We start from the raw sequence: 26,288 nt of genomic DNA, 5'->3' as shown, positions 1-26,288 counted from the left end.
GCTGCCTATCCATTTCCGTTCGCCAACCTTGATGGAGGGACTAGACGCCACTGACTTGTTCGCCCTCAATACCGTCCTCGGTGCGACCATCGAGGTGCAGGTCGTCGAGGCACTCAATCGCATGCGGGAGGTTTGGGATCCCTCGGGCGAATGGCCGCTTCATTCGTTCGTTCGGCAAGCCCAGACCTTCCCCGATGTCTTGTTGCGCCGCCGCTCTGACGACGGTGCCGATGACATCGCAATGGGAATTGAGCTGAAGGGTTGGTACCTGCTTGCGAAGGAAGCAGTTCCGAGCTTTCGCTACACAGTGACGCCGACAGCATGCACCGATTGGGACTTGCTTGCTGTCGTGCCGTGGTGCCTGTCCAATGTCGTTTCTGGTCGCCCAGAGGTGCGTTCGCCCGGCATTTGGCCAGCCCGATACGTTGCTGAGTACCGGAACTACTGGTGGCAGCATGTTCGAGACGCCCGTAGCGAAACGACGATTGAGATGCCGGATGGCGTCGAGCCGTACCTTGGCCGAGACCACACTGTGGATCGGCCAGTGTCTGACGGTGGCAGCAATTTCGGTCGAATCGCCCGAATCGGCATTATGGACAGTTGGATTAAGGACGCGATGCGGCAGCCGTTGGCCGGAATTCCAGCTCAGGACTGGAGCGCCTTCTTGCGCCGCCACTCGGATGACAGCAACCCGGACGAGGTCTTCTCGATTCTGAGTTCCGAAGCGGCAGAGGCATTAGTTCAGCGGAACACAGCGCGCGCAGATGAGGTCTTGGCAACTCTGCGTCGACTGACCGCTCTGCTCGCATCCGATTGACACCGCAGCGCGAACACGCCGATCGCTCAGTGCTCGGTGGTGGTGCTCAATTCACCGGTCCATGGACTTCGTTGTAGACGTCGTTCAGAAGACGGCCGTCCTCAGTGAGCCAGTAGCGCGTCGGGGCAACATTGCGTTCCAAGCCGAGTAAGGCGGCAGTCAAGGGCGACAAGTGCCACAAGTCGTCGCTCATCCGCAGCCCGTCGTAGCTGCCGTCGGGGATGGACAGCAGCCGTACTTGACGTCCATTGACAATTTCAGCCCGTACGCCAGCGTCGTTCTCGTACACAAGAAGTGCTCCCGGATCGAGGCCGAGCTCTCTGAATTCGAGTCTGGGACGCCTTAGGCGTTCGCGCGCTCGTCTGTCAGCCGGAGACTGTTCAGCGTCCACCTCAGCCCGCACATCCTCGGTGATGTCCATCGAGTTGACGAGCTGCAGGATGGCTATCGGTTGTTCAGGAGCAATCTCAAAGAACTCCCGCTTGGGATGAACGCGTTGCGGAGCAAACGCCTTGTGGAGAGCTTGTTCAACTGCCGTGGCGTCACCGGTGACAGCTGCTGCGTACTCCATCTCAAAGGGCACGGGCACGCTGGTGTTGAAGAGGGAACTGATGCGACTCTGAGGATCGTCCATGGCGGTGCTGCCAATCTTGACGATTCCAGGCATCGCCGGGTTGGTCGCGACGTACACGTAACCCGACTGCGTTGATCGCTCGTCGGCGCTCTCGTGATCGGGGTCGGTGGGGTGATTGTCGGCGCGGTCCTTGCTCATGTGCACGGCTGCTTACCGGGTGTCATCCGAATAAACGTCATCTCTCAATTCAAGCGGTTGAGGCGGCCGCCCTGCGGAGACGGTCCGCGAGGTCGCCGCGCGGCCCCACCGATACACCCGCGCCTCCGCACCACGTCGACAGGGCACGCAATTCCGCGGACAACGCCTCGAGCGCTCGGTCTTCGGCGGCGATGTCGGTGGGCCACCACCCTGGCTCGGCCCAAGCGGCGGGTACCTCGAGCCGTCCGCGCTCGCGGTCGAAGCGCAGGTCAAGCCGTGCTACGAGGGCGTCGTCGTGCAGGAACGGCAGTACGAAGTAGCCGTACTGACGCTTCGCCTTGGGCGTGTAGATCTCGATCCGGTAGTGGAACCCGAAGAGCCGTTCAGCGCGCGGGCGGTACCACACCAGGGGATCGAAGGGGCTGAGCAGCACAGAACGGGAACGCTTGCGGGCGAGCTGAACGTTTGCGGGAACGTACGCGGGAACGTCCCAGCCCTCGACCGCCCTTTCGCACAAGGCACCGTCTTCGGTCAGTTCACCCAGACGCGCCCGCGCAATGCGCTTGGGCAGTCGGTGGTAGTCGATCAGATCATCGGCTGTCGCAATGCCCAGACACGCCGCCGCCTGACACAGCAACGCCCGATGAGCGTCCGGTTCGTCGATGTCGCGTGCCAGCACATCACCGGGCAGCACTCGTTCGATCAGGTCGTAGCGCCGTGTGAAACCGACACGCGCTGCCACCCCCACGTGGCCAGCCCAGAACAGCCAGCCCAGCGCCAACTTGGCGTTGCTGCGCGTGCCCCAAGGACCGCGCACGCCGGGACCCCAGCCCATTGCCGTGTCCAGCTCAGAAGACGTGGCAGGCCCGTTGCTGGCGAGCCATCCGATGACGTCGTCGATGCGCGCTCGCTCGTCGCGCTCGAATCGGACGTACAGGGGCCACATCTCGCCCTCGGAGCCCCGCCGCATGCGCCAGCGGTACAGCGGCCAGTCGCGGACCCGCACGAACGAGGCCTCATGGCCCCAGTACTCCGTGAGCTCGCGCCGCTCGGGCTGACGTGGGTATGCCGCCCTTTCCAGCAGCCCCAGTGCGGCCTCATGGCTGCCGCCGAGCCGGGCCCGCAACACCAGCAGGTGTGAACGTGCCAGCACGCTGACGGCGTCGATCTGCAGCAGACCCATGCGGTTCATGGTCGTGCGCAAGTGCCGAACATCTCCACGGCCGGCTGGCAGCGGTGCCGCCAACCCCTGGGTGCCGATGGCGAGGCGCCGCGCTGCCCGCAGGCTCAGGCGCGCCGGCCGCGCTTGTGTCATTCGAGGCCGGTCGGCGCATCGCATGACGATGCGCGCAATCAGAAATCTCCGGCGCCGCTCAGCGTTCTTCTCTGAAGATGACGTGGCGACGAAGCACTGGGTCGTACTTGCGCAACTCGATGCGGTCGCGGGTGTTCGTCTTGTTCTTGCGCGTCGAGTACGTGTAGCCGGTGCCTTCGGTGGACTTCAGCTTGATGACCGGCCGCTTGTCGCTCTTGGGCATCAGATCTTCTCCCCGCGCCGACGCAGGTCAGCAACCACCGACTCGATGCCGCGCTTGTTGATGGTCTTGATGCCCTTGGCGCTGATCGTCAGCGACACCCAGCGGTGCTCGTTGGGCACCCAGAAACGCTTCCGCTGAATGTTCGGCTTGAACCAGCGCTTCGTGCGGCGGTGCGAGTGGGACACGTTGAAGCCCGAATGCGGCCGACGACCGGTGACTTGGCAGATGTTGCTCATTCCCAGCATCTCCAGCGGGTGGGCTTGACAGCAGCGCACGAGGCTACCGAGGTGTCGGCGCGCATCGTCGTGCTAGTCGGCCGGTAGCTGAGGGAGGATCTCGCGGCCGACGCGCTCAAGTACTTCGTAGCGGGGGTCGAAGTTCGGCAGGATCATGACCTGATCGAGTCCGCGCTCTCCCAGGTCCATCAGGCGCTCGGTGACCACCTCCGCGGTGCCCACAATGCAAGTGGCGTTGATGAGCTCGTCGGTCAGGAACCGAGTTTCCTCTGGCAGCACCCAGCAGTTGTGGCCGGCGTGGATCCGCTGGTGGATGCGTTCGGGATCGGTGTCGTCGAGCATGGCGCAGTACTCGTCCCAGATGGCTTCCAGCCGGGTGCCGGGAGCACGGCCGTATTGGCGGTACTGGTCGTAGGAGTAGTGCACCGAGGCCATCGCGAACGCTCCGGCCTCGTGGTACACGCGCTCGCGCTGGCTAGCCAGCGTCTCGCCGTCGTCCAGCACCACGATGGTCGTGAGCGAGCACATCAGATAGTCGCTGCGGTCAATCGTGCGGCCCGCCTCGGCGGCGCCGGCTTCGATGAACTCCCACACACGTGCGGTGGCCGAGCCGTCGGGCGGCACCGACAGGACTGCGCCGTCGCCGTACTGGCCCGCAAGACCCAGCGAACGCGGCCCGAAGCCGGAGATGTACAGCGGGATCGGATCGTCGAAGTTGACGAATCCTGCGTCGGGCATGATGTGGCGGATCGGCTCGGCAGTGCCGCCGAAGTGATGGACGGCTTCCTCGCCGCGCAGCAGCGGCCGCAGCGCCGCGAGATACCGGTCGAATTCGGCGATGCGTTGCGGCTTGTGCCCCATGATTCGCATCGCTGTGTTGCCCGTGCCGATGCCCAGAAACGTCCGACCCGGAGCGAGCGCGTTGATGGTGGCGATCGAAGCCGCCGTCACGGGTGCGGGACGAGTGCCCGAGACCGATACGCCGGTGCCGAGCTGCATCGTGTTGGTCCGCTCGGCCGCGAGTGCCAGCGTGGCGTAGCAGTCCGACCACAGCATGTGACTATCCGCGAACCAAGCGTGGGTGTAACCAAGCTCTTCAGCGCGAGTGACGTATTCCAGGTCGCCGATGTGCGATGCGATACAAATCCCTAAGTCCATGATGAATCCTCGTGCTGAGTTCTGTTGGCCTGATAAGCACGCCGCGGCTGGCGCAGACACGCTAGACACGAACCGTGGCACAGGACAGGCCTGAGTTATCCGAGAAGAGGTCTTCGGAGAAGGGGTCCGCAAGGAAGAACCAGAAGAACATCCCCTCCGAGGCGTCGGCAAAGCCTCGCCGCCGTCACGTCGAGTGGGGTCGCTATACCAACGCTCCCATGGACCGGGCAGCCGGAGGCGTGGTGTGCCACGAGGGTTCGGTGCTGGTGGTGCACCGCCCTCGTTACGACGACTGGTCGCTGCCCAAGGGCCACCTCAAGCGCGGCGAGACCTGGGCCGAGGCGGCGCTGCGCGAAGTCCGTGAGGAGACCGGGGTGCGATGCGCGATCACTTCGGCGCCGTATCCGGTCAGCTACCTGATTAGCGATCAGGTGCCGAAGCTGGTGCTGTTCTACGCAATGACGCCGGCGAAGATGCCGAAGCGGCTGAAGGGCGATCCCGGCGAAGTGGACGAGGTGGCCTGGTGGGACATCGCTGATGCCGTCCGGGCGCTGAGCTACGACATCGAGCGCGACGCCTGCTCGGTACTCACGATCCCGCACCTGCGTCGCCGCAACTCCGCCGCTGGATGAGCGGCCATCGCCCGGGTCCGCCGACATTCTTATGGGATTCTCACCGTCTGGATTCCAGAATGGGGCTGTGGACCCTGACCGGCCAGGCGGCACCGGTCCCGCGGTAGCCGTCGTCGACGACGATCAGCGGATCCGTGCGGCATTGCGTCGCGCCCTGCAGATCGAGGGCTATTCGGTGCTCGAGGGTCGCGATGGCCTCGAGGGAGAGGCATTGGCCCGCAGAGCTGACGTGATGGTGCTCGATGCCACTATGCCGAATCTGGGTGGCTTCGAGCTGTGCCGTCGCTTGCGTGCTGCCGGGAGCCGGTTGCCGATCCTGCTGCTGACGGCCCGGGGCTCGACTGTGGACCGGGTGGAAGGCCTCGATGCCGGAGCCGACGACTACCTGGCGAAGCCGTTCGCGCTCGACGAACTTCTGGCACGGCTGCGGGCGCTGCTGCGCCGGGGTACAGCCTCCGAGGCCTCTGGAGGCGATGAGCGGCTGGCCTGCGGCGACATCGTCATGGACACGGCCAGCTACGAGGTGACTTGTGCCGGCGAGACGTTGACACTGACGCGCACCGAGCATCAGCTGCTGGAACTGTTCCTGCGCAACCCCGATCGCATCCTGATGCGTGATGAGATCTACGACACGGTCTGGGGTTACGACGCCTCGCTCGCCTCGAATTCGCTGGAGGTGTACGTCGGCTACCTACGCCGCAAGCTGGCCGCAGTGCACGGTGGCTCTGACGGGCACAGTCCGATCCGCACAGTGCGCGGCGTCGGCTACGTCCTGAGAAACTCGTGAGCTTCCGAACACGCCTGAGTCTGTTGGTGGCTGCTTCGGTAGCGGTCGCAGTGTTGGCGGTGTTGGGGGTCATGTTGTGGATCGCGCGCAGCGAGGCCCGCTCGGCGATTGACGAGCAGCTCGAGGAACGTGCACACGTCCTGGTGACTGCTGACGGCCGCTTTCGCCAGAGCGTCGGGATTCGCGCGTTTGGCAAGCACGTCCCCTATGACGTGCTGGTCCAGGTGATCGGTCCCAAGGGCACGGTGAGATACATCTCCGATGACGTGATTCCGGTCTCGCGCGGCGACCTTGAGGTCGCCACGGGCCAAGCGAAGACTCATTCCGCCGATGTCGCCGCCGACACGGTGAGGCTCCGCGTGTTGACGGTCTCGCTGGGGCCACGAGGAGCACTCATGGTCGCCCGACCGTTGAGCGAGTTCGACCACTACGCCCACGGAGTGCGTGAGGCGCTCGCAGTAGTGGCGATCGCTGGCGTCGCCCTCGCGGGTTTGCTGGGCTTCCTTGTGGCTGGCCGCGCGATGGGCCCGGTGCGTCGACTGACGGCCGCGGCACAGAACGTCGCACAAACCCAGGATCTCGACCAGCCCATCGAGCCCGAGCGTGACGACGAGCTGGGCGAGCTGGCGCGCAGCTTTAACGCGATGCTTGAAGCGCTTGCCCTGTCGCGCGCCCAACAACAACGGTTGGTGACCGATGCTGGCCACGAACTTCGGACGCCGCTCACCAGCATTCGCACCAATATCGAGCTGCTGTCGCGTGCCGAAGCCACACAGGACTCCGATGGGGTGGCCGCGGTGCTCGATTCCAGTGAGCGCCGCCGGATGCTTGACGATGTCCAGTTCGAGCTGGATCAGCTCACCGAGCTGGTGGGCGAGCTCGTCGAGTTGGCCAGTGATCAGCGTGCGCAGGGCGAGCCGACGCCAGTCGATCTCGTCGACATTGCGGCCTCGGTGGTGGACCGGCACCGTCGTCGCGCCGAGGTCGACTTCGTGACCGACTTTGAGTCGTGTGAGGTGGTGGTCAACGTGGCGTTGGTGGAGCGTGCCATCAGCAACCTCATCGACAACGCCCTCAAGTGGTCACCGCCCGGCGAGCCCATCGAGATCAGCGTTGCCCATCGCGAAGGACTGGCGATCGTTCAAGTGTGCGACCGCGGTCCCGGAATCGACCCCGCCCTGCGGGAGGTGGTTTTCGAACGCTTCTACCGGGCTCCCGAGGCCCGCTCGCAGCCCGGTTCGGGCCTCGGGCTGTCCATTGTCGACTATGTCGCTCGCACCCACGAGGGCTCCGTGGCCGTCATCGACACCGAAGGCCCGGGAGCCACTGTCGAACTCCGCCTCCCGCTCGCGCTCGAGCCCGAATCGCCCCCTGCCGACACTGGCTGAACGTCAAGGCTCCCGCATCGCGGCTTGGATTTAGGTCGGCAGGAAGACCAAGAGGAAGGTCAAGAGGGGGGTGAGCCGGAGGAAGGCGAGCCGGAGGACGCCAGCGTACGAGAAGCGTTCGCAGGATCGAACCCGCTGGCAATCTCGTCGTTATTCTGACGGCAACGGCATGAGCGCCGCGGAATACCCTGAGAATATGAGCGCTGACAGCAAGACGCTGACTCCGCCGCAAAAGAAGCGCGACTCTTGGGGTTGGGCAGGCGTTCTAACCGGGGCCGTAATAGGAAATCTCATAGAATGGCTCACGGATTGGTCGTGGTGGGTCTACGGCGCACCCTTCGGGGGCATCGCCGTCTTGATCCTTGCCTACGGCTGGACCAAGAACAGGCGCATGGCCGCGAAGGCGGCAGTCCGGTAGAGCCGACGTTCTCGGCACGGCTCGGCAGTCGAAGCTAGGCATGGTTTGACTGGGCTTGGCACGGAGAGGTACCTCGTTGGCTTCGGCCGCGGGGTTCCTCGCCATCGTCGGGTTGAGAACGGCCGCAATGCGGACGATGACGACTTCGACGGCGATTCCGACGACGGCGGCGACCAAGCATCACCGCCCGCCGAACCTGAGACTTCGACCGGCAACTACTGCACGCCGTGGGAGTCATTCGCGCAGTACGGGCTGCCCCATCTCGGAAAGGTCAACCTCTATGAGAACGGTGTCTTCGTCACTCAGTACCAAGGCAGTCGAGAGTCGGCCACAGCACGATGCCAAGCGTCCCTCGCTCGCCTAGGCCAATGACCCGCACAAGCGAGAGATATCTTGAAACCATGGCGACGGCAGAGTGCCACACTCCGCCAGCACGACAGCGCTGGTTCCTCAGGTTCTTTGTTGTGGCCACCGCGGCCGGCACGGCGTCGACTCCCTTGTGGCGCGCTGTGCACCAATCAGGCAGCTTTGTGCTGGTGACGGCCGCGTGGGGCGCAGTACTGACCTTCGCAATCGTGTCGTATGTGAGGTTCACGAGGCGAGAGCGCCGCCGGGAGACAGCGAAGGCGGCAGTTTGGGCCTGATCGAGCGCTCGTGCGGATGGCTCACCCGTGGTAGCGGATCGGCGCTGTTGGGCTGCTGCGGGCCGTTCTGCGCTCCTCTTCGGACGGGGCCGCAGCGGTGCTCTAGCGGTCCGCACAGCGCCGCTGGAACCACAGCGCAGTCGTCGTGTAGGGCCGGGGAGGGCCGCGGGGGTGGGTATCGACGTTCACTCGCGGGGCGATGGCACCGCCCGTCAGCGCTTCCGGGCAGGTACCGGCGAGGGGGTCAGCCGTACTGAGGAATATCGTCGCTCCATGATCGCTGACGTTGCGAGCAATGCGAAACGGAGGCCTGTCGATGAGCGCGGCGAATACCCTGAAACCATCCCTGAAACCATGACGACGGCACAGCGTCACACGCCGCCAGCACGACAGTGAGGGTTCCGCAGGCTGTTTGTTGTGACCAGGTTCCTTGTTGTGATGACCGCGGTCGGCATGGCGACGATCACTTTGACCGAGATGGGCGGCGGCGTGGCACTGGTTACGCGGGCCGTCTCGCTGTCGTGCTTGGCCATCGGCATTGCAGGCATGGCGTTCTACACGGTGCGGGGAATGCGACTGCGCCGCCGCGAGACAGCGAAGGCGACAGACCGGGACTAATCGAGCGCACGTGCGGGTGGGTCACCTGTGCTAGCGGATCGGCGCTGTTGGGTTGCTGCGGGCCGTTGTGCGCCCGTGGGGCGCTCCCCTTCGGGCGGGGGCATTGTTGCCCGCGAGGCCGCAGCGGCGCTCCAGCGGCCCGCACAGCGCGGCTGCGGGGGCCCCTTCGCGGTCGCCGTGTCGGTCCGGAGAGGGCCTAGGGGCGGGTGCCGAGCATCACTCACGGGCCGTTTGGCACCGCCCGCCATCAGCGCTTCGGGGCAGGGACCGGCGAGGGGCTCATCCATGCAGGCATTTGGTCGCTGGCCACAATCTGGTAGCACGGGTGACTCCGTCGCCGGTACCTGAGCGACGCTGCGTTGGGGCGGTGCCATCGTGGGGCGCAGGTTGCCCGTGTGGAGCGCTGTGCGGCCCGTGGCGATCGGGTGCGGTGATTGCCCCAGCGAAGGCGTCAGGGGCGCTGTATTCGATCCGTTCGGAGCGGGCGTTTTGTGAGCGGCTGAGCTACGACATGTTGTTCAAGTGGTTCTTGGGGATGCGCATCGACGAGCGCGCCTTCGACCCCTCGACGTTCTCCAAGAACCGGCAGCGCTTGTTGGATCACGAGATCTGTGACCGGTTCTTCGCTGCGGTGGTGCACCGCGCCAGGCTGCGCCGGTATTGCTCGAGTTTTGATCGAGAACCGCAACGGGCTCAGGGTCGACGCCGAGCTCACCCAAGCCGACGGCTACGCGGAGCGCGGCACCGCCATGCAGATGCTGCAAAGAGCCCCCGAACGAGTTCAGCGCCGCCAGCTACAACCTCGTGCGCATGACGCGGTCGCGGATCTGCAGCACCCCCAACGGGATTCGAACCCGTGCCGCCGGCGTGAAAGGCCGGTGTCCTAGGCCGCTAGACGATGGGGGCCGGGCGTCTCAGGCTAGGCCGGAGCCGTCTGGGGCCCACGACTTCGGGGACACGTCAAGCACACTGCGCGGGCACTGCACGGACACCGCCGCGATCAGCGGTGCGCCGCGTCAATGAGTTCGGCGAGCAGGCCCCCGAGGTAGTGGTACCGCAGGCGCGGCCGCTGGCCGGGATCGTGCGGGTCGACCTCAGTCGAGTCATCTTCCTCGGCGATGTCGAGCTGGGTGCCGAGGACCAGGCGCAGCTCGTTCAGACCCTGCACCCAGGCGGTCAGCTGTGCGTCGTCGAGGTGATCAGCTTCAAGCGTGCCATCAAGCAGATCGAGGTGATCGAGCCGCTCGGCTAGCAGCTCGTCGCGCATGAGGCGCTGGTAGTCGGCGTCGCGATCGGGATCACTCAGGTAAGCCGGCGGGAACAGGCGCCGGAGCGATGGATCCAAGCCGTCCCCGCCGTCGCGTGCTGGCGTGTGATCCAGCAAGTTTCTGCGCAGCTCTCCCACCATCTCGGCAAGGAGTCGCCGCTCCCAATCGGCGAGATGCACGCTCACCATGGATCCGCGAGCTCCAAAACGCGTTCCGGTCACGAGGTCATCTTTGTCGGGCCACCGACAGTCGGCCGCCAGCAGCGTGCAGCGGACACCGCTCAGGTGTCCTTCTGCATGGTGGCCCACAGGCCGTACTCGTGCAGGCGAAACACATCGAGCTCGGCTTTCTCACGTGTTCCCCAGGCCACCGCCGCACGGCCCTTGTTGTGTACGTCCAGCATCAGCTCGGTCGCCTTGGCCTCGTTGTACCCGAACAGCTTCTGGAACACATACACGACGTAGCTCATCAGGTTGATCGGGTCGTTCCAGACCAGAACCACCCATGGCACATCGGTGCTGTGTTCGTCCTCGGTCGTCGGATCATGGATGACCTCTGGGTCGGCGACGACCGGTGCAGGCGGGTTCACGGCCTCATTGTGCGAAGCCGCGGGGCGCGATGCCAACCGATTCGCCGACCGGCGGCTGCGCTGAGAGGGTTTGGGTGGCCCCAGGCTGTGTCGCTTGGGCCTGCGCAGACGCAGGCTGTGTCGCTTGCATCCCGGTTGCCAGCACCAAGCGGGTCATGGCGATGGTTGCCAGCGTGGCACCGCCAACGTGCAACGCAACGAGCAGCACTGGCAGTTCGGTGAAGTACTGCACGTAGCCGATGGCGGCTTGTACGGCCATGACACCGATCACCGTGCGCACCCTCCGCCACAGTTGCGACGCACATGCACCGAGCGCGCTACCGCGATGAGCGATGGCCGCGCGCCGAGCGCGAGCGCCGAGCAGCAACGTGACGAGGGCCAGGATCACCACCGTGATGCCGTGGATGCGCGCTACCGACGGCAGCGCGAACTGCAATCGCTCGACGTGCTCGTCACCGCCGTGGGGCCCCGTGCCGGTCACCACGGTCCCGGTCCACAGAGCGGCCGCAGTCAATGCCGCTGCGAACCAGGCGTGCGCCCGGATCGATGCCCCCAGCGCAGCGCTCGGGTTCCTTCCGGCCAACGGCTCGATGCCCGCCCGGTGTTGCAGGACGACCGCTGCCGCCACCAGCACCTGGGATGCCAAGAAATGCGACATGACGATCGGCGGCGACAGGTGCGTCAGCACGGTGACCGCACCGAGACCGATCTGAAATGCGACGCCCACAACCAGCGCAAGCGACCACCAGATCAGGTCAGCCCGCCGGGGATCCCGCCACAACGACGCGCCGACGGCCAAGACAACCGCCACCGACACCAAACCGGTCACGATGCGGTTTCCGAACTCCACCCAGCCGTGGAAGTCCGCAGCCGGCACGAACTCGCCGGGCTCGCAGTTCGGCCAATCGCTGCACCCGAGCCCGCTCCCAGTGAGTCGCACCAGCGCGCCGGTGATCACAATTGACACGAGCGCCCAGAGCGCCCAACGGGTTACCAGTGCGAACCGCCTCGGCGTTACATACGGCCCGCGCCCCCGCATGCGCATCAGGTCCAGCCTGCCCTCCCCGACACGCGCCAGACGCAGCAAGCTCACGCCGAAACGCTAGAGGCGACACGTACGCTCACAGCAATGCTGGCGACGCTGCGTCCAACCCTTGGTGGGTATGTCGCGCTCACGAAGCCGCGCATCATCGAGCTGCTGCTGGTGACAACGGTGCCGCCGATGTTCGTCGCCGAAGGTGGCGTGCCCAGCCTGGCGCTCGTGGTGCTCACCGTCTTCGGCGGCACGCTGTCCGCGGCCGGTGCCAACACCTTCAACATGTACATCGATCGTGACATCGATGCCACGATGGCCCGCACGGCGCACCGGCCGCTGGTCGTCGGCACTGTGACGCCCCGCGCAGCCTTGATCTACGGCGTGGTGCTCGAGGTGCTGGCCTTCGGGATTCTGTGGTGGGGCGCCAATCTGCTGGCAGCGCTGCTGGCGCTGGCGGCATGCCTGTTCTACGTGTTCGTGTACTCGCTGTGGCTGAAGCGGACGTCCACCCAGAACATCGTCATCGGCGGGGCGGCGGGCGCAGCGCCGGTGCTCGTCGGCTGGGCGGCCGTGACGGGCTCGCTGTCGCTCGAGGCCTGGATCGCTTTCGCCATCGTTTTCTTCTGGACGCCGCCGCACTTCTGGGCGCTGGCAATTCGCTATGCCGACGACTACGGCGCTGCCGCCGTGCCGATGCTGCCCTCGGTAGCGAGCGAACGCTCGGTGCTGGTGCAGATGACGCTGCACATGGTTGCGGTGATCGCGCTGTCTCTGTGGTTCGCCGTGGTCGCCGAAACAGGAGCGCTGTACTTGGTGGTAGCGGTGTCTGGGGGTGCAGCATTCGGGTGGCAGCTGCTGGCGCTGTGGCGCTCCCTGAACCCTGGTTCGGCAATGCGCGTCTTCCACAGCTCCATCGCATACCTCGGCCTGCTGTTCGTGGCGATGGCAGCCGACGTGATTGTGCGGTTCGGCTGGTGACGGGGTTGTGGTGGGGCACCGGCGTTCCGCCAGTGCGGAAGGCCGCCGCGATTTGGTCGCAGACAATCTGGTTGAGGTGCCCGCGGGTCGCTAGAGTGCCCCGTTGGTGTCGCCCCAAAGCGGCGCTGCCAGCCGAGTCCGGGAACCACTTCGCCGCATGACCGACGCCACTACCGAAGCTGAGCATTCGGAAGGATCTGCCGTGGCTTCACAGGCAGAAGACCCAACGGCTTTCGGCTTGCTCAATACCACCGACCACAAGCGCATCGGTCGGCTGTTCATCGGCTGTTCCTTGCTGTTCGCTCTGGCTGGTGGGGTCACCGACATGCTGGTGCGCTTCGATCTGGCATCAGCAGACGGCCACACCGTTCTGAATTCCGACACCTTCGTACAGGTGTTCACCTTCACGCGGGACGCTTTGGTGTTCGGCATGCTCATCCCGCTGTTCCTGGGCATTGCGATGTATGTGGTCCCGCTGCAGGTGGGTGCCCCCAACGTGGCATTCGGCCGGGCAGCAGCGCTGTCGTTCTGGGGCTGGCTGGTCTCGTTCGGGGTCCTCGTTGGCGCGTACATCGCCAATGGGGGGCCGGCCGGCGGCTGGGCAGACGGCGTCGATCTGCACTTGCTGGCCGTCGCCGGGCTGGTGATATCGCTGCTCACCGGCGCCATTTGCGTTGCCGTCACCACGCTCACCATGCGTGCGGGGGGCATGTACATGGACCGCACGCCACCATTTGCCTGGTCGGCGCTCGTCACGGCGTCGATGCTGGTCGTCAGCCTCGGCGTGGTGCTCGGCCAGATCGTCATTCTCTATATCGACCACCGCTACGGCCGCACGTTCCTCGACGGCAACTACGGCATCTGGTCCCGCATCGACTGGATGTATCGGACGCCGCAACTGTTCATCTATGTAGTGCCAGTGCTGGGCGTGGCCGCCGAAGTCATGCTGGCCTCTGCACGGCGCTGGGTTTTCGAGCCGCTTGCGCTCTACTTCACGATGGGCCTCGTCGGGCTCTTCGGATTCGGCGCCTGGGCCAACTTCGGCATCACCACCGAGGGCGCCGACATCGTCGATGGCCTCGAAGGCATCGTGCTGGTCGGCCTGTACGCCGGCGCGCTGGCGGGTGTCTCCGGATTGCTGGCGCTGCTGGGCTTCACCGTGTGGCAGAGCCGCAAGTGGCCGCGCCCTAACACGGCGGTGCTGGCTGCATTCGTCGCCGGCAACCTCGTGGCGGTCGCCGCGCTCATCGGTCTGATCGGTGCTGGTGTGGATTGGCTGCAAATCGCTGGCCGAGGCATTGACGGGAATGCCCCGCTGCGCTCTACCACTTGGGTCACGGGCCAGCAGAGCCTGCTCATCTATGGGGCAGGACTGCTCGGCGCGCTGGCTGCGCTGCACTGGTGGGCGCCAAAGATCTGGGGCCGGCGCTTGTCTGAGCTTGCAGGCTTGGCGAGCTTCGCAGCGATCGGAGGCGGCGCCTTCCTGGCGTGGCTCGGCCCGACGCTGTCGGGGGCCTTCACCGAACAGCCGCAGTTCGTGTATCACGCGCCGAACGAGACCACTGACTATGCCCACCTCGTCGACACCTCTGGTGCGGCGGGCCTCTCGGTGCTCGGCGCGGTCGGTGTGCTCATCGTCCTGGCCGGCCTGGCGCTCTTAGTGCTCAACCTGTTGGTCTCGGTTGCAATGGGCAAGGGCGCCGAAGCCGAAGCCGACCCATGGGGTGGTCTCACACCCGAGTGGCTGCTCGACTCGCCGCCCCCGCTCGGCCCCGCAGAGGCATTGCCTGAGCTCACGTCCGGCACGCCGCTGCTCGACGCGGAACTCAACGGCAGCGCTGCTGCAGGCGAACGTGAAGCGACGGAGGTGCCTGCCTGATGCCAGTGTCTGTCGCCAGCCCAGCTACCACGTCGAGCACCGTCGACGTCCCGCAGCCCGGCCGCTACGTCGTTCCCGGCCCACCACCGCGCCCGCGCAGCCAGCTTGTGGGCACGGGCTTCGCGATTGCGGCCGGGGCAATGGCAGTCGCCGGCGCTTTGGGCCACTACATGGCTCGTCGTCATGCATCGGGCATGGACCCGGGCCACGAGTGGCTGGCCGGCCACTCCGTACCAAGTCCGCAGCTCGTCTATGCCCTCATCACGCTGGGAGTTTCGGTGGTGACTGCGCACTGGGCCGTGTGGGCAAGCGGCCGTGGCGAACGCGGCCACACCTGGGTGGGCATGACCATCACGCTGGTAATGGGCTTCGCCTTCTTCAACATGGTGATGTTCAGCCTGAACCGGATGGAGGTGGAACTCGGCTCGGGCGAGTGGGCCAACCTCGCGTTCGCGGTAACCGGGCTCTCGCTGGCCATCCTGATCGTCGGGATGTTCTACCTCGGCCTCATGACGCTCCGGTCGCTTGGCGGCGGCGTCGGCCGGGACCGTTCAACGCCGCTGGGCGCAGCGGTCTTCTTCTGGGACTTCGCCGTGCTTGCGTGGGCAGCCACCTGGTACGCCGTGTACGTGGTGAAGTAGGGGATCGATGGTTGGCATCGCCAGCAGATACTTCGCCGGTCGCATCGCGCTGGCCGCCGTAGCCGCAGTGGTTGTCGGCGTGCTCACCGGCATGGACAGCACGGGCAATGTGGTCATGTACGCCACCATCGTGCTGGGTGTCGCTGCTGCGGCATTTGCGTTGCTGTTCGCCCTGGCACTGACGGTGGGCGACGGCGACTCGCCCGACCGGGCGCATTCGCACGACTACCGGCCGACACCGGCCTACTGGCCGATCATGGCGGCAGTGGGCATGGGGGTGCTCATGGTCGGCTTAGTGACGGGCTCCCTGCTGACCATCGCAGGCGTGGCGCTGCTGCTCATTTCCGCTGTCGAGTGGACGATGAGCGCGTGGGCCGAGCACCTTTCCACTGACGCAGCATCAAATGCGGTCGAGCGGGCCCGGTTGCTGCGACCCTTCGAGATCTCGCTCTATGGCGTGCTGGGCATCGGCGTGCCGGTGGTGCTGGCCTCCCGGATCTTCTTGTCGGTGAGCAAGAACAAGGCGAGCTTGGCGGCAATCGTGATTGCAGCGATGATCCTGGCGTTCGCGTTCGTGGTGTACGCCAAGCCACAGATCAGGCGTTCGGTAATGGCCACGACGCTGGTGCTGGGCGGCGTTGCACTCATCGTGGCTGGCATCGCTTTTGGTGTGAGGGGTGAGCGCGAGTTTCACCCGGAGGACGGCGCTGAGATTGCTGGCGATCACGGCGAACCTGGCGAGGAGGGCTCAGGCGAATCGGACGAGTCTGGCGAAACCGGCGGGGGACACGAGTGATGGGCACCGGCTTCCCTCGACGCTGGCGCCTCGCCGGCCTGGCGCTGCTGGGGCTGGTCTTGGCTGGCTGTGCCACCGGCCGCCTCGACGCCACCAAGCCAGTCGGGAAGAACGCGCAAGAAATCGACGGCCTCATGCGCCTGTCGGGCTGGATGGCCATCGGCGTGGGCATCCTTGTGGCGGCTGCGGTTGCCACGATCATCTTGAAGTTCCGGGCCAAGCCCACCGACGATCCCGACGACTTGCCACCGCAGATCCACGGCAACCGCAAGGCCGAGCTCACGTGGACGATCATCCCGACGATCTTGCTGATCTTTCTGACGGTCTACACACTGCCGACCGTGTTCGCGCTTGCCTCGGAGGGCGACGGAATGACGATCAAGGTTGAGGGCCAGCAGTGGTGGTGGCAGTTCAGCTACGACATCGACGAAGACGGCCAGTACGACATCGTCACTGCGAACGATCTGGTCATCCCAACCGGCGAAGAGGTCAACCTCGAACTCCATTCCAACGACGTCATCCACTCGTTCTGGATCCCCCGGCTCAACGGCAAGAAGGACGCCGTGCCCGGGCGTGTGCACGATTGGCGGATCAGCTCCGACGTGCCGGGAATCTTCTACGGAGAGTGCGTCGAGTTCTGCGGCCTGAGCCACGCCAACATGCAGATGCGGACCATTGCGCTCGACCCCGACGATTTCGATCGCTGGGTGCGCCAGCAGTACGACGGGCAGACACAGGCCGCAGACGTCGCATCCGCCGAGGGGACGCCCGAACAAGCTGCCGGAGCGACCCTCTTCGAGACCCACTGCATCAGCTGTCACGTCGTCGACGGTGCGTACGAGAGCGCCGCCGGCGGCAATGCGAATCTCCTCTCAGGCCTCGCGCCGAATCTCACCAACTTGATGAGCCGCACGGCGTTCGCCGGGGCGCTCTACGAGACGTACCTGCTCGGACCCGACGGAGAGTATCTACGCGGACCCGACGGAGAGCTCAGGCTCAACATCGCCGAGCTGCGGGAGTGGGTGCGAAACGCGCCGAACATGAAGCCGGCCCGAGCCGACAACCAGCAGGGCATGCTGGACTTCTCCGAGGTGCTGACCGATCAGGACCTCGACAACTTGTTGGAATTCCTGAAGACCCTCGGCAGCCCGCCCGTGCTGCCCCAGTGAGCACGGCCTGGGCTTAGGAGGACGACCCAATGGCAATCATCACCGATCGCCCAGAAGGCGAAGCACCCGGCACCGAGCTCGAGGTAGCCGGCGATGCTCCCCACGTCACTGACGACTCGCCACGCACCGGCGTCTTCGCACGCCCCACTCATGCGACGGGCTGGCGCTCGTGGCTGTTCACGGTGGACCACAAGAAGATCGGAATCATGTACGGCGCTGCCGCCATGTTCTGGTTCCTCGTGGGTGGCATCGAGGCTGGGCTCGTCCGCCTGCAGCTGTGGGGGCCGGACGCCGGGGTGTTGAGCGCGGACTCGTACAACCAGCTCTTCACCATGCACGGCGTAACCATGGTCTTCCTGGTGATCATGCCGCTCGCGAACGCGTTCGCGAACTATCTGGTGCCGCTGCAGATCGGTGCCCGAGACGTGGCCTTCCCACGGATGAATGCCCTCGGATTGTGGATTTTCGCCTTCGGCGGGATCTTCTTGAACCTCAGCTGGTTCCTCGGCGGTGGCGCTGACGGCGGCTGGTTCGCCTACGCACCCAATACCGGGCTGGCGTTCAGCCCCGGGAACGGCATGGACTTCTACGCGATCGGCCTGCAGATTGTCGGCATCGCCTCGCTGCTGGGCGCGCTCAACCTGCTCGTGACCATCATCAACATGCGCTGCCCGGGCATGTCGCTGCTGCGCATGCCGGTGTTCACCTGGATGATCCTGGTGGTGCAGTTCCTGCTGGTCTTCGCACTGCCGGTCATCACCGTGGCGCTCGTGCTGCTGACCTTCGACCGCACCTTCGATTCGAACTTCTTCGACGTGACCGCGGGAGCCGATCCGTTGCTGTGGCAGCACCTCTTCTGGATATTCGGCCATCCCGAGGTGTACATCCTCGTCCTGCCGTCGTTCGGCATCGTGTCTGAGACGCTGCCGGTGTTCAGCCGCAAGCCGCTGTTCGGCTACCCGATCGTGGTGCTGTCGGGTGCCGCCATCGGCTTCATGGGCTGGGGCGTGTGGGCGCACCACATGTTCACCTCCGGCATGGGACCGGTCTCGGTGGCGGCGTTCTCAGCGACGACCATGTTCATCGCGGTGCCCACCGGCGTGAAGATCCTGAACTGGATCGCGACCATGTGGGGTGGGAAGGTCCGCTTCACGGTGCCGATGATGTTCTCGGTATCACTGGTCTCGATGTTCACCATCGGCGGCCTGTCCGGCGTCATGCACGCCATTGCGCCCGCCGACACCCAGCAGACCGATACGTACTTCATCGTGGCGCACTTCCACTACGTGCTCTTCGGCGGCGCGCTCATGGGCCTGTTCGCCGGCATGTACTACTGGTGGCCCAAGGCATTCGGCTTCCACCTGAATGAGCGGCTCGGACGCTGGCACTTCTGGCTGGTGCTGCTGGGCTTCAACCTCACATTCGGGCCGATGCACATCGTGGGCCTGCAGGGCATGGCTCGGCGCCACAGCGTCTACGGGGAATTGGACGGATTCGAATTCTGGAACAAGGTCGCCACGATCGGCTACTTCATCATCTTCATTTCCATGGTGATCTTCGCCGTCAACATCTTCCGGACGTGGGGCCGCTTCCGCCGGGGCCTCGAGCCGAAGGCCGAGGCCGACCCGTGGGACGGCCGCACCTTGGAATGGGCGATTCCTTCGCCAGCGCCTGAGCACAACTTCGACTATGTGCCGGTGGTGAGCGACGTCGACGACTTCTGGCACAAGAAGTACCAGCATGACGAAAGCGGCAAGTTGCGCCGGGTCGCCTATGGCAACGACATCGCCCAGCTTGGCGACCAGCACCCGCACCTGCCGTCGCCGTCGTACTGGCCCATCGTGCTCGCCATGGGTCTCCCGCTGATCGGCTTCGGGCTGATCTACAACCTCTGGATCACCGGCATCGGTCTGCTGCTGCTGGTCGGTTCGATGTTCGGCTGGACTCTCGAGCCGCCGACGGATCCCGATGCGGGGCATGGCCACGGCCACGATGACCACGGCCATGACGGTCACGACGACGATCATGACGGCGGTCCCGACGGCCACGCTGACGGGAACGGCGTGCTGGCGGCCAGCGCGCCGAATGGGGAGGCCACCGGTGACTGAGACCGCTGAAGCCGCCGTCGAGCCAGTCGATCCTGACGAGCCGCAGATCGCGTACCCGCGCACCTCGTGGGACGACTACGAGATGGTGCCGCCCACCACAACCCTGTCCAACGAGAAGATGACGATGTGGGCCTTCCTGGGCTCGGATTGCCTGCTCTTCGGCGCGCTGATCTCGACGTACCTGCTGTTGCGCAACCGCAAGCCGCCATCGGGACCCGAACCGCTGGCGGCAGCTGATTTGTTCGACATCCCGTTCACGTCGGTGAGTTCGTTCGTGCTGCTGATGAGCTCGCTCACGATGGTGCTGGCGGTGTCGTCGATTACCCGTCGCGAGATGGAGCGCTGCAAGCTGTGGCTGATGACCACCGCCGCGCTGGGCGCGGTGTTCATCGCCGGGCAGGTGTACGAGTTCACGAGCTTCTACCGGGAGGGACTCGGGTACACGGTCAGCATCTCGTCGTCGGCCTTCTACACGCTGACCGGCTTCCACGGCGTCCACGTGTCGCTGGGCATCGTCATGCTCGTCACGTTGTGGGTGCTGGTGAACCGTGGAATTCTCGGGCCCGAACGGGCGGAAACCGTCGAGATCATCGGCCTGTACTGGCACTTCGTCGACATCGTCTGGATCGTGATCTTCGCGGTCGTCTACCTGATCCCGTAGGGAGTGCAGCGATGAGCACCGCCACCGAAGAAACCACCCCCGCAGAGGTTCACGACGACCACGGCGAGCACGACGACCACGACGATCACGAACATGGCCTGAGCGACCTCGGCTACATCAAGGTCGCCCTGCTGCTGGGTGCGCTGACAGCAGCGGAGGTGATGACGTACTTCGTGAACTTCGGTCCGGTGGAGGTTCCGGCGCTCCTCATCCTGATGGTGGTGAAATTCTGGATCGTCGTCGCCTATTTCATGCACTTGCGGTTCGACAACAAACTCTTCACGTGGCTGTTCGTGGGTGGCTTGGTGCTCGCTGTCGCCGTCTACGTGGCGTTGGGCACCTCGATGGTGTTGTGGACCGACCCAGCGGGCTGCGACCTCAGCCCCAACCCGAGCTGCTGATAGTCGTCCAGCGACGTGGTTCCCGAGTACAGCGGCTCGTCAGTCGCTCTTGAGCCGTTCTATTGCCGAAGCGGTGTAGTCGCCGTGCGGGCCGTCTTGGCTGAACACGTACGCATTCGTGCGGTTCGCATCGCCCGCCACGGCAATCACGAACTTCGACGGCTCTGACACGATCGGCACCAGCCGATCTGGATCGTTGGAGGTTGCGAACTGCGGCGGCAGCTTGCCGGCGGCGACGACGTCGGTGAGCCGGGGACGGCCCGCCGTCAGGTTCGTCCACTCGCCGATGAGCTTCTCAAAGCGCCACGCCGGGATGCGGGCATGTTCGAACAAGGCCTCGGCCAAGCGCGCCTTGGTCCACCCTGCCGCAGAACAGGTGCGTGCCAGGATCGGCGACAGTACCAGCAGCGGCCGGTAGTGCAGGTGGCCAAGGCCGTACAGGTGGCCGAGCTCCCAGCCGGTGATGCGAGCCAGTCCGTCGCTCAGGTAGGGCACCATCTCGTCCGGTGTCGATCCGAACACGCTGCCGACGATCGCGCCACTGTTGAAGCGGGCCATGGTCAGCACGTCGTCGTCGGGGCCAAACCCGAACTCGGCACTGACGGGTTCCCAGCCGATGTCAGCCAGCGTCGCGGAGTCCTCGCACAGCACGACCCGAAATGTGTTCCCGAACGTGCACTTGTCGTGTTCAGTGGCGGTGAAGCCGAACACGTTGCGCTGGTACAGCCGCAGCCAGCGGCCGACGCTGGTGTTGGCGCGCACGCCGTCGCGCAGCGCCCCGACACCGGAGTTGAAGCCGAGTTCTGCCGCCTGGGCCCCGTTGAGGATCATCAGGGCATCGGCGCCGGTGGTGTTGCCCGAGTGCTCGGCGCCGTAGTGCGGGTCGGCCAGGATGCGGGCCGCGGCGAGCAGCACCGGAAGGTGCCGCGCTTCGCAGCCCGCCATGACGGCGTTGGTCGCCACCGACCACACGGTCATGTCACGGCCGGTCGTGCGAGCGAGACCCAGCGACTGCGCCGGATCAAGGCCAGAGCCGGCCAGGAATGCCTCGACACGGTCGCGTGTCGGCGGCACGATCGGCAGGCCGTCGGACCAGCCCCGGCTGGCAAAGACGTCGTTGATCTCGTCGATGGATCCGCTGGCTACTGGGTCGTAGGGAGCTCGGTCGTCAGGGAGCGGATCGACGTGGGAGGTGGCACCGTTCGTGCCGTTGCTGACCGCCGACTCGCCGGTGAGGCCCTCGATGACTGCGTCGACGGTGTGAGAAACGAAGTTGGCCACCATCTCGGCGGCGGACTGGGCATCGACATGCCCCACGGTGAGGGCCACTGGCAGCCCGTCGAAGCCGTGACCCCGGGCGGTGGCGATGGCCTGGCCGTCGAAGCTCTCGCACACGACCGAAACCGACGGCACTCCGGCGGTCTCGGCCACCACTGCTGCCCGCGCCACGGCGGGCGTGCAGCTGCCTCAGCAGCCCATGCCCGACACCACCGCGTCCACGGCTCGTGAACGCAGCGAATCGGGCAGGCGGTCGATCACTTCGGCTTCATCGGGGCCGTGGGTGTTGCCGAACGTGTCGTAGCCGATGAACTCCACGTTCTCGAACCGGTTGGCGAGCTCGCGCTCGAGGATCGGGAACAGCTCGTCGCCACGGAACAGGTAGTCCCACAGGAACCCGATGCGCTTGCCGGCCAGTGTGTCGAGCCGCGGCGCCAGTTCCCGGTGTTCGATTCCCGAATGGGATCCAGGCCAGACGACGTCGTAGGAGGGTTCCATGGATGTTCCTTCGCAGTGGGTGAACGCCACAGTTTGCAGTGTGGCTCGCATCGCTGCGGGGCCGGTAGCTTCAGCCGGCGTGATCGACCTCCGCCGGCTGCGTGACGAGGCCCCGTACCGCGACGGCGCTGTGCGCAAGGGCGTGTCGGCGGAAATCATTGACAGCGTGCTCGCGGCAGACGAGACGTGGCGGTCGGTGACCCATCAGGCCGAGCAGGCGCGTGCCGCCCAGAATGCCGCCTCACGCGAGATCGGCCGTGCGGCACCCGACGATCGCCCGGCCAAGATCGCCGAGGCGGGGCGCCTCAAGGAAGAGGTTGAGCGCCTTGAGACCGAAGAGCGCGCCGCTGCCGAGCAGCGCACCGAATTGGCGCTGCAGGCTCCGAACCCTGCGGCGGCCGATGTGCCGTCGGGTGGCGAGGAGGATTTCGAGACGGTGCACGAGGTGGGGGAGTGCGGCGAGCCGCCTGCCCACGATCACGCCGAGATCGGAGCGTTGACCGGCCTCGTCGACTCGGAGAGCGGGGCCCGCAACAGCGGTTCGCGGTTCGCCTACCTCAAAGGCGCCGCAGTGCGGTTGGAGTTCGCCCTCGTGCAGTGGACGATGGACTTGCTGGAGCGAGACGGTTTCGTCCCGATCGCGCCGCCGGTGCTGGTACGCGAGGAGATGATGGTCGAGGCCGGGTTCTTCCCCGCAGACCGTCATCAGGTGTACGAGATTGCCGGCGACGATCTGTTTCTCATCGGGACATCTGAGGTTGCGTTGGCTGGCCTGCACCGGGGCGAGCGCTTGGGTCGGGCTGAGCTGCCGCTGCGTTATGCCGGGTTCTCGTCATGCTTCCGCCGCGAGGCCGGCACGTATGGCAAGGACACCCGCGGCATCTTCCGGGTGCACCAGTTCGACAAGGTCGAGATGTTCTCGTTCTGCGATCCGGACACGAGCTGGGACGAGCTGGAGGCCTTGCGCACCATCCAGGAGGAGATTGTCGGTTCGCTCGATCTGCCCTACCGGGTCATCAACGTGGCGGCCGGCGACCTGGGGGCAGCAGCGGCCAAGAAATACGACCTCGAGGTCTGGTTGCCATCGGAGCGGGCGTACCGCGAGGTCACGTCGTGTTCGAACTACACCGACTACTCGGCTCGTCGGCTGGGCACCCGCTGGGCGGACGACGACGGCACCGGCCTAGTCCACACGCTCAACGGCACGGCTTGCGCAGTAGGCCGCACACTCGTGTTCATCATGGAGAACCACCAGCGCCCCGACGGCTCGATTGCCGTGCCCGAAGTGCTTCACCCCTGGCTCAACTTCACCGAGATCCCCGCTCCCGCCTGAGCTTCCAGCCAGCGGCAACCGTCAGGGTGTCGTGGTCACGAACCAGATGGGATCACCTTCCATCGGCTCGACCGAAGCGATCACGAAATCGCGCCCGACCGCGACCTCGGCATCCCTGAGTCGGGTGCTGAGTCCGAAAGCGTCCACCTCCGTCTGCCAGTCCCAATTGATGCCGTTCCGGGACCAACCGATCCAGACCGGGCCTCGCAAGGACCTGGCCGCTTTGCGCCTGAGGGGAATTAGATGTTCCTCAAGATCGTCCATCGCGAAAATCACGAGTTCAGCGCTGCTGTCAGGATCTTCGAACGTCACTTCGTACTCGTGGTCGGTACCGCTCTCGCGCACCCACGGTGAGGGGCCCATTCTTAGAGTGTCGCCCCATTCATAAACGGGAGATTCCTGGGCAACGTCCCACAGCGTGAGGCCACCCTCGGGTTCATTGAGGCGAAATTCGAAGCCATTCTTGGCGATTCGACCCGAGGGCAGGAAGAGCAGCGCGTCGAGCATCTCGAAGCCAAAGAGCGATCGGAACTCTGGCACGGGTCGAGCGATCGCGACGAAGCCACCGTCACCGACACGGAGCCCTGCACCACGCGGTCCGCCCACGATGAGGCCGCCGAGCACTGCCAAGCTCTCGGGAGCCTGACCACATTGCAGGCTTGCGATGGTGCTGGACGTGCCGTCTCCGGTGGCAACTGTCCATATCGACCCATCGGCACCGACGTCAGCAAACTGTGCACGGACAGGTGCACCGGTGGGGATCTCATTCCATGCGCGTCCGTCCGAGGAAGCATGGTAGCGATAGCCGTCGGAGTCGTCGTCGGCGACAGTCAGCATGAAGCCGTCACGAGTCGCTGCGCCCCGAGCTATATCGGTGTCGAACTCGCCCGTGATCGCTAGGCCGTTCTCATCCCCGGCGTAGACGCGGACGTAGCCGACTTGCCCGCTGCCCAGGACCGTCTTCCAGAACTCCGTCAGCGTCTGTTGTCGTTCGCTGAGGTCCATTTCGTCGTACGTGAAGAGGATCGTGGAGTGTTCGAACTCGGGATCATCGGAGGGCACCAGCATCATCACGCTGTCGACTCCGACGCTCCCAAGATGTATCTCGTCCGCATCTGCCACAAGACCGCGATCGACCAGCAGGTCGGCCAACTGCGGTGAGGGGAATACTGCGGTCGCCAGCGCGATGCGACCTTGCGAGACCATGAGATCGAGCGTGGACAGGTGCTGTTCGTTGAAGAACGGGGGCGTGCCCGGATCGATCGGCACCTCGGTCCAAGTCACGCCTTGATCACGAGAGAGCAGCACCTGGTCGGGTGCCCACGGATCAATGGCTTCACCGGTGGCGTCCAACGCGGGCCCAACGATCACCCAGCGATCGCGCGAGATGTGTATCTCCGTCGGATCGATGTCCTGGGGAAGGGGGAATGCATCCCAGTCAGTGCCGTTGGACGTGATCTCGAGCCGGTGCGCCCCGTCTTTGTTGACCACGACCACGATTCGTCCATCCGCTGTCGTGTGGAAGTCCGAGACCAGGCCGGTGCGCTGGACAGCGCCATCGTCTCGCGTGCGAGTTCGGTAGAACTGCTCGACGGGTGCATCGACCTGCGTCCACTGCAGTACCGGTTCTGCAGACAGGGTCTGACGGACACTTGGCGGCGGATCGGCTTCGAGGGTTGCGGGTGCGCTCTCGACAGCGCAGGACTCCGGAGACGAATCGAACAATTCGAATGCATCGTCGCCTGCAACCAGCACCGTGGCACCAACGAAGACGGCCACGACGATGACAGCGGCCACGATCGTTTGCAGGCGCGACGGCCGCCGCTCCGAGTCCGGCGGATCGGCGTCGTCGGACGCTCCGTCAGCGGCGGCGTCGGCCATGCGGTCGAGACTAGATGCGCCCTCTTGGATGGTTGATGCGCGCTAGACGAGCGCGAGGCCGAGGTAGGCGGCGGCGGTTGCGCCTGTGATGGTCAGCGAGACGTAGCCGAGCGCCAGCACAGGGCTAGCCCTGCTGAGACGTGCGCTTTCTCCGAGGATGCCCGACACGGTGGTAAGGGCGCCGAGACCTGCGGTGCCCACGATGGTTGCGGCGGCGCCCGAGGTGCTCGCCAGCAGGCCCAAGGCGAAGGCGCCGGCGATGTTGACCAGCAGCGTCCCGCCCGGCCCGAGCGCAGTGCTCGTTCGCCAGCGGAGCATGGTGCCGACGGCCGCTGCGACGCCGAAGCCGAGCATGACTGCGATTGTCGTCATGGCCGTGGCCCTTGGACGAGAGCTGCCGCGCGGCCTGCGACATATGCCGCGGTACAAGCTGCAACCGTCAGGCCGAGCCATGCACCGGCGGTTCCGACCCGACCGTCGTCGAGGAGCCTGGCCAACTGAAGTGCGAGCGCCGACATGCTGGTCAGTGCCCCGCAGAAGCCAGCGGTCAGCCAGGGCGATGGCACAGCAGGGCTCCCGGGCGCACCGTGGGAGCCCGGCCGAGGGTGACGCTGGGCATGAAACCGCCCGGCGCGAGCTACGGCCCAGCCGATGAGGCCGCAGCCCACGACGTTTACAACGAGCAGAGCCCAGTCGTCATTGATCCGTGTGGCCACAACCCATCTGCCCGCGGTACCGACGATGCCGGCCATCGCGACCGTCAC

Annotated in this window: 29 protein-coding genes and 1 tRNA gene; 17 read left to right on the top strand and 13 right to left on the bottom strand. The window is 65.4% G+C overall.

The window, feature by feature from the left end:
• Positions 1–31: 31 nt before the first annotated feature.
• Entirely contained in the window at positions 32–817 is a 786-nt protein-coding gene (locus tag ACOOHB_RS14900; RefSeq protein WP_420445608.1) for a hypothetical protein, read from the top strand.
• A gap of 46 nt (positions 818–863) precedes the next feature.
• On the opposite strand, the gene ACOOHB_RS14895 is transcribed toward ACOOHB_RS14900, so the two are convergent.
• The 5 genes from ACOOHB_RS14895 to ACOOHB_RS14875 all read right to left on the bottom strand — a co-directional run bounded on the left by ACOOHB_RS14895 (position 864) and on the right by ACOOHB_RS14875 (position 4,521).
• Positions 864–1,589 carry a GIY-YIG nuclease family protein gene (locus ACOOHB_RS14895; protein WP_420445607.1) on the bottom strand — a complete coding sequence of 242 codons (726 nt, stop codon included), beginning with the start codon at positions 1,587–1,589 and terminating at the stop codon, positions 864–866.
• Positions 1,590–1,638: 49 nt separating this feature from the next.
• Positions 1,639–2,904 (bottom strand): winged helix-turn-helix domain-containing protein, encoded by a 1,266-nt coding sequence (locus tag ACOOHB_RS14890; RefSeq protein ID WP_420445606.1) that lies wholly within the window; start codon positions 2,902–2,904, stop codon positions 1,639–1,641.
• A 58-nt stretch (positions 2,905–2,962) separates the two neighbouring features.
• Positions 2,963–3,127, bottom strand: a complete 165-nt coding sequence (gene rpmG, locus ACOOHB_RS14885) for a 50S ribosomal protein L33 (RefSeq protein ID WP_419930576.1) — start codon at positions 3,125–3,127, stop codon at positions 2,963–2,965.
• Complete coding sequence (gene rpmB / locus ACOOHB_RS14880; protein WP_420445605.1) at positions 3,127–3,363, bottom strand: 50S ribosomal protein L28; 237 nt, start codon at positions 3,361–3,363, stop codon at positions 3,127–3,129. Before rpmB ends, rpmG begins: the two co-directional genes overlap by 1 nt.
• 72 nt (positions 3,364–3,435) lie before the next feature.
• Positions 3,436–4,521, bottom strand: a complete 1,086-nt coding sequence (locus ACOOHB_RS14875) for an LLM class flavin-dependent oxidoreductase (protein WP_420445604.1) — start codon at positions 4,519–4,521, stop codon at positions 3,436–3,438.
• 74 nt (positions 4,522–4,595) lie between these two features.
• Between ACOOHB_RS14875 and ACOOHB_RS14870 the strand changes: the two genes are divergently transcribed.
• The 7 genes from ACOOHB_RS14870 to ACOOHB_RS14840 all read left to right on the top strand — a co-directional run bounded on the left by ACOOHB_RS14870 (position 4,596) and on the right by ACOOHB_RS14840 (position 9,822).
• Positions 4,596–5,153 (top strand): NUDIX hydrolase, encoded by a 558-nt coding sequence (locus tag ACOOHB_RS14870; RefSeq protein ID WP_420445603.1) that lies wholly within the window; start codon positions 4,596–4,598, stop codon positions 5,151–5,153.
• A 67-nt stretch (positions 5,154–5,220) separates the two neighbouring features.
• Positions 5,221–5,940, top strand: coding sequence for a response regulator transcription factor (locus ACOOHB_RS14865; protein ID WP_420445602.1), 720 nt, complete (start codon positions 5,221–5,223; stop codon positions 5,938–5,940).
• On the top strand, positions 5,937–7,328 hold the full coding sequence (locus ACOOHB_RS14860) for an ATP-binding protein (RefSeq protein ID WP_420445601.1): 1,392 nt from the start codon (positions 5,937–5,939) through the stop codon (positions 7,326–7,328). Before ACOOHB_RS14865 ends, ACOOHB_RS14860 begins: the two co-directional genes overlap by 4 nt.
• 463 nt (positions 7,329–7,791) lie before the next feature.
• Positions 7,792–8,118 (top strand): hypothetical protein, encoded by a 327-nt coding sequence (locus ACOOHB_RS14855; protein WP_420445600.1) that lies wholly within the window; start codon positions 7,792–7,794, stop codon positions 8,116–8,118.
• Positions 8,119–8,147: 29 nt separating this feature from the next.
• Complete coding sequence (locus tag ACOOHB_RS14850; protein ID WP_420445599.1) at positions 8,148–8,390, top strand: hypothetical protein; 243 nt, start codon at positions 8,148–8,150, stop codon at positions 8,388–8,390.
• Positions 8,391–8,828: 438 nt separating this feature from the next.
• Positions 8,829–9,008, top strand: coding sequence for a hypothetical protein (locus tag ACOOHB_RS14845; protein WP_420445598.1), 180 nt, complete (start codon positions 8,829–8,831; stop codon positions 9,006–9,008).
• A gap of 67 nt (positions 9,009–9,075) precedes the next feature.
• On the top strand, positions 9,076–9,822 hold the full coding sequence (locus ACOOHB_RS14840) for a transposase (RefSeq protein ID WP_420446916.1): 747 nt from the start codon (positions 9,076–9,078) through the stop codon (positions 9,820–9,822).
• 19 nt (positions 9,823–9,841) lie between these two features.
• On the opposite strand, the gene ACOOHB_RS14835 is transcribed toward ACOOHB_RS14840, so the two are convergent.
• From ACOOHB_RS14835 to ACOOHB_RS14820, 4 genes are all read right to left on the bottom strand, one after another.
• A tRNA-Glu gene (locus ACOOHB_RS14835) sits at positions 9,842–9,914 on the bottom strand.
• 94 nt (positions 9,915–10,008) lie between these two features.
• Positions 10,009–10,497, bottom strand: a complete 489-nt coding sequence (locus tag ACOOHB_RS14830; RefSeq protein WP_420445597.1) for a DUF2017 family protein — start codon at positions 10,495–10,497, stop codon at positions 10,009–10,011.
• A gap of 59 nt (positions 10,498–10,556) precedes the next feature.
• Positions 10,557–10,826, bottom strand: coding sequence for an ATP-dependent Clp protease adapter ClpS (gene clpS / locus ACOOHB_RS14825; RefSeq protein WP_420446915.1), 270 nt, complete (start codon positions 10,824–10,826; stop codon positions 10,557–10,559).
• A gap of 43 nt (positions 10,827–10,869) precedes the next feature.
• Entirely contained in the window at positions 10,870–11,958 is a 1,089-nt protein-coding gene (locus ACOOHB_RS14820) for a COX15/CtaA family protein (protein WP_420445596.1), read from the bottom strand.
• Positions 11,959–11,994: 36 nt separating this feature from the next.
• On the opposite strand from ACOOHB_RS14820, the gene ACOOHB_RS14815 reads away from it, so the two are divergent.
• From ACOOHB_RS14815 to ACOOHB_RS14780, 8 genes are all read left to right on the top strand, one after another.
• Positions 11,995–12,879: a heme o synthase gene (locus ACOOHB_RS14815; protein ID WP_420445595.1), complete on the top strand. Its 885-nt coding sequence runs from the start codon at positions 11,995–11,997 to the stop codon at positions 12,877–12,879.
• 202 nt (positions 12,880–13,081) lie between these two features.
• Positions 13,082–14,758: a cbb3-type cytochrome c oxidase subunit I gene (locus ACOOHB_RS14810; RefSeq protein WP_420445594.1), complete on the top strand. Its 1,677-nt coding sequence runs from the start codon at positions 13,082–13,084 to the stop codon at positions 14,756–14,758.
• A complete protein-coding gene (locus ACOOHB_RS14805; RefSeq protein WP_420445593.1) occupies positions 14,758–15,399 on the top strand; it encodes a cytochrome c oxidase subunit 3 in 642 nt (213 codons plus the stop codon). The genes ACOOHB_RS14810 and ACOOHB_RS14805 overlap by 1 nt, the downstream gene beginning before the upstream one ends.
• Before the next feature lie 7 nt (positions 15,400–15,406).
• A complete protein-coding gene (locus ACOOHB_RS14800; RefSeq protein WP_420445592.1) occupies positions 15,407–16,195 on the top strand; it encodes a hypothetical protein in 789 nt (262 codons plus the stop codon).
• Complete coding sequence (gene coxB / locus ACOOHB_RS14795) at positions 16,195–17,364, top strand: cytochrome c oxidase subunit II (RefSeq protein ID WP_420445591.1); 1,170 nt, start codon at positions 16,195–16,197, stop codon at positions 17,362–17,364. The genes ACOOHB_RS14800 and coxB overlap by 1 nt, the downstream gene beginning before the upstream one ends.
• A 29-nt stretch (positions 17,365–17,393) precedes the next feature.
• Positions 17,394–19,472, top strand: coding sequence for a cytochrome c oxidase subunit I (ctaD, locus tag ACOOHB_RS14790; protein WP_420445590.1), 2,079 nt, complete (start codon positions 17,394–17,396; stop codon positions 19,470–19,472).
• The gene (locus ACOOHB_RS14785) at positions 19,465–20,133 is read left to right on the top strand and encodes a cytochrome c oxidase subunit 3 (RefSeq protein WP_420445589.1); all 669 of its coding nucleotides are present in this window, start codon (positions 19,465–19,467) and stop codon (positions 20,131–20,133) included. Before ctaD ends, ACOOHB_RS14785 begins: the two co-directional genes overlap by 8 nt.
• Before the next feature lie 11 nt (positions 20,134–20,144).
• Positions 20,145–20,534: a cytochrome C oxidase subunit IV family protein gene (locus ACOOHB_RS14780; protein ID WP_420445588.1), complete on the top strand. Its 390-nt coding sequence runs from the start codon at positions 20,145–20,147 to the stop codon at positions 20,532–20,534.
• Between the two features lie 39 nt (positions 20,535–20,573).
• Here ACOOHB_RS14780 and ACOOHB_RS14775 read toward each other — a convergent pair whose 3' ends face one another.
• The gene (locus ACOOHB_RS14775) at positions 20,574–22,310 is read right to left on the bottom strand and encodes a UGSC family (seleno)protein (protein ID WP_420445587.1); all 1,737 of its coding nucleotides are present in this window, start codon (positions 22,308–22,310) and stop codon (positions 20,574–20,576) included.
• On the opposite strand from ACOOHB_RS14775, the gene serS reads away from it, so the two are divergent.
• Complete coding sequence (serS, locus tag ACOOHB_RS14770) at positions 22,309–23,643, top strand: serine--tRNA ligase (RefSeq protein WP_420445586.1); 1,335 nt, start codon at positions 22,309–22,311, stop codon at positions 23,641–23,643. The two genes, ACOOHB_RS14775 and serS, sit on opposite strands and share 2 nt — an antisense overlap.
• Before the next feature lie 21 nt (positions 23,644–23,664).
• On the opposite strand, the gene ACOOHB_RS14765 is transcribed toward serS, so the two are convergent.
• Genes ACOOHB_RS14765 through ACOOHB_RS14755 form a run of 3 tightly spaced genes read right to left on the bottom strand, consistent with a single transcriptional unit; the run spans position 23,665 to position 26,276 of the window.
• Positions 23,665–25,524 (bottom strand): hypothetical protein, encoded by a 1,860-nt coding sequence (locus ACOOHB_RS14765; RefSeq protein ID WP_420445585.1) that lies wholly within the window; start codon positions 25,522–25,524, stop codon positions 23,665–23,667.
• A gap of 42 nt (positions 25,525–25,566) precedes the next feature.
• The gene (locus tag ACOOHB_RS14760) at positions 25,567–25,896 is read right to left on the bottom strand and encodes a CrcB family protein (RefSeq protein WP_420445584.1); all 330 of its coding nucleotides are present in this window, start codon (positions 25,894–25,896) and stop codon (positions 25,567–25,569) included.
• Positions 25,893–26,276: a FluC/FEX family fluoride channel gene (locus tag ACOOHB_RS14755; RefSeq protein WP_420446914.1), complete on the bottom strand. Its 384-nt coding sequence runs from the start codon at positions 26,274–26,276 to the stop codon at positions 25,893–25,895. Before ACOOHB_RS14755 ends, ACOOHB_RS14760 begins: the two co-directional genes overlap by 4 nt.
• Between the last annotated feature and the right edge of the window lie 12 nt (positions 26,277–26,288).

The sequence above is a fragment of the Candidatus Poriferisodalis sp. genome (assembly GCF_965215815.1).
Taxonomy (GTDB): domain Bacteria; phylum Actinomycetota; class Acidimicrobiia; order Acidimicrobiales; family Poriferisodalaceae; genus Poriferisodalis.
Note: the sequence above shows the minus strand (reverse complement) of the source record. Positions and strands in the feature narration are given on the sequence as shown.

Coding starts and splice junctions, on each gene's coding strand:
- ACOOHB_RS14900 (WP_420445608.1), top strand. CDS start 32: ATGGAGGGACTAGACGCCACTGACTTGTTCGCCCTCAATACCGTCCTC.
- ACOOHB_RS14895 (WP_420445607.1), bottom strand. CDS start 1,589: ATGAGCAAGGACCGCGCCGACAATCACCCCACCGACCCCGATCACGAG.
- ACOOHB_RS14890 (WP_420445606.1), bottom strand. CDS start 2,904: ATGACACAAGCGCGGCCGGCGCGCCTGAGCCTGCGGGCAGCGCGGCGC.
- rpmG (WP_419930576.1), bottom strand. CDS start 3,127: ATGCCCAAGAGCGACAAGCGGCCGGTCATCAAGCTGAAGTCCACCGAA.
- rpmB (WP_420445605.1), bottom strand. CDS start 3,363: ATGAGCAACATCTGCCAAGTCACCGGTCGTCGGCCGCATTCGGGCTTC.
- ACOOHB_RS14875 (WP_420445604.1), bottom strand. CDS start 4,521: ATGGACTTAGGGATTTGTATCGCATCGCACATCGGCGACCTGGAATAC.
- ACOOHB_RS14850 (WP_420445599.1), top strand. CDS start 8,148: ATGGCGACGGCAGAGTGCCACACTCCGCCAGCACGACAGCGCTGGTTC.
- ACOOHB_RS14845 (WP_420445598.1), top strand. CDS start 8,829: ATGACCGCGGTCGGCATGGCGACGATCACTTTGACCGAGATGGGCGGC.
- ACOOHB_RS14815 (WP_420445595.1), top strand. CDS start 11,995: ATGCTGGCGACGCTGCGTCCAACCCTTGGTGGGTATGTCGCGCTCACG.
- ACOOHB_RS14805 (WP_420445593.1), top strand. CDS start 14,758: ATGCCAGTGTCTGTCGCCAGCCCAGCTACCACGTCGAGCACCGTCGAC.
- ACOOHB_RS14800 (WP_420445592.1), top strand. CDS start 15,407: ATGGTTGGCATCGCCAGCAGATACTTCGCCGGTCGCATCGCGCTGGCC.
- coxB (WP_420445591.1), top strand. CDS start 16,195: ATGGGCACCGGCTTCCCTCGACGCTGGCGCCTCGCCGGCCTGGCGCTG.
- ctaD (WP_420445590.1), top strand. CDS start 17,394: ATGGCAATCATCACCGATCGCCCAGAAGGCGAAGCACCCGGCACCGAG.
- ACOOHB_RS14780 (WP_420445588.1), top strand. CDS start 20,145: ATGAGCACCGCCACCGAAGAAACCACCCCCGCAGAGGTTCACGACGAC.
- serS (WP_420445586.1), top strand. CDS start 22,309: ATGGATGTTCCTTCGCAGTGGGTGAACGCCACAGTTTGCAGTGTGGCT.
- ACOOHB_RS14765 (WP_420445585.1), bottom strand. CDS start 25,524: ATGGCCGACGCCGCCGCTGACGGAGCGTCCGACGACGCCGATCCGCCG.
- ACOOHB_RS14760 (WP_420445584.1), bottom strand. CDS start 25,896: ATGACGACAATCGCAGTCATGCTCGGCTTCGGCGTCGCAGCGGCCGTC.
- ACOOHB_RS14755 (WP_420446914.1), bottom strand. CDS start 26,276: ATGGCCGGCATCGTCGGTACCGCGGGCAGATGGGTTGTGGCCACACGG.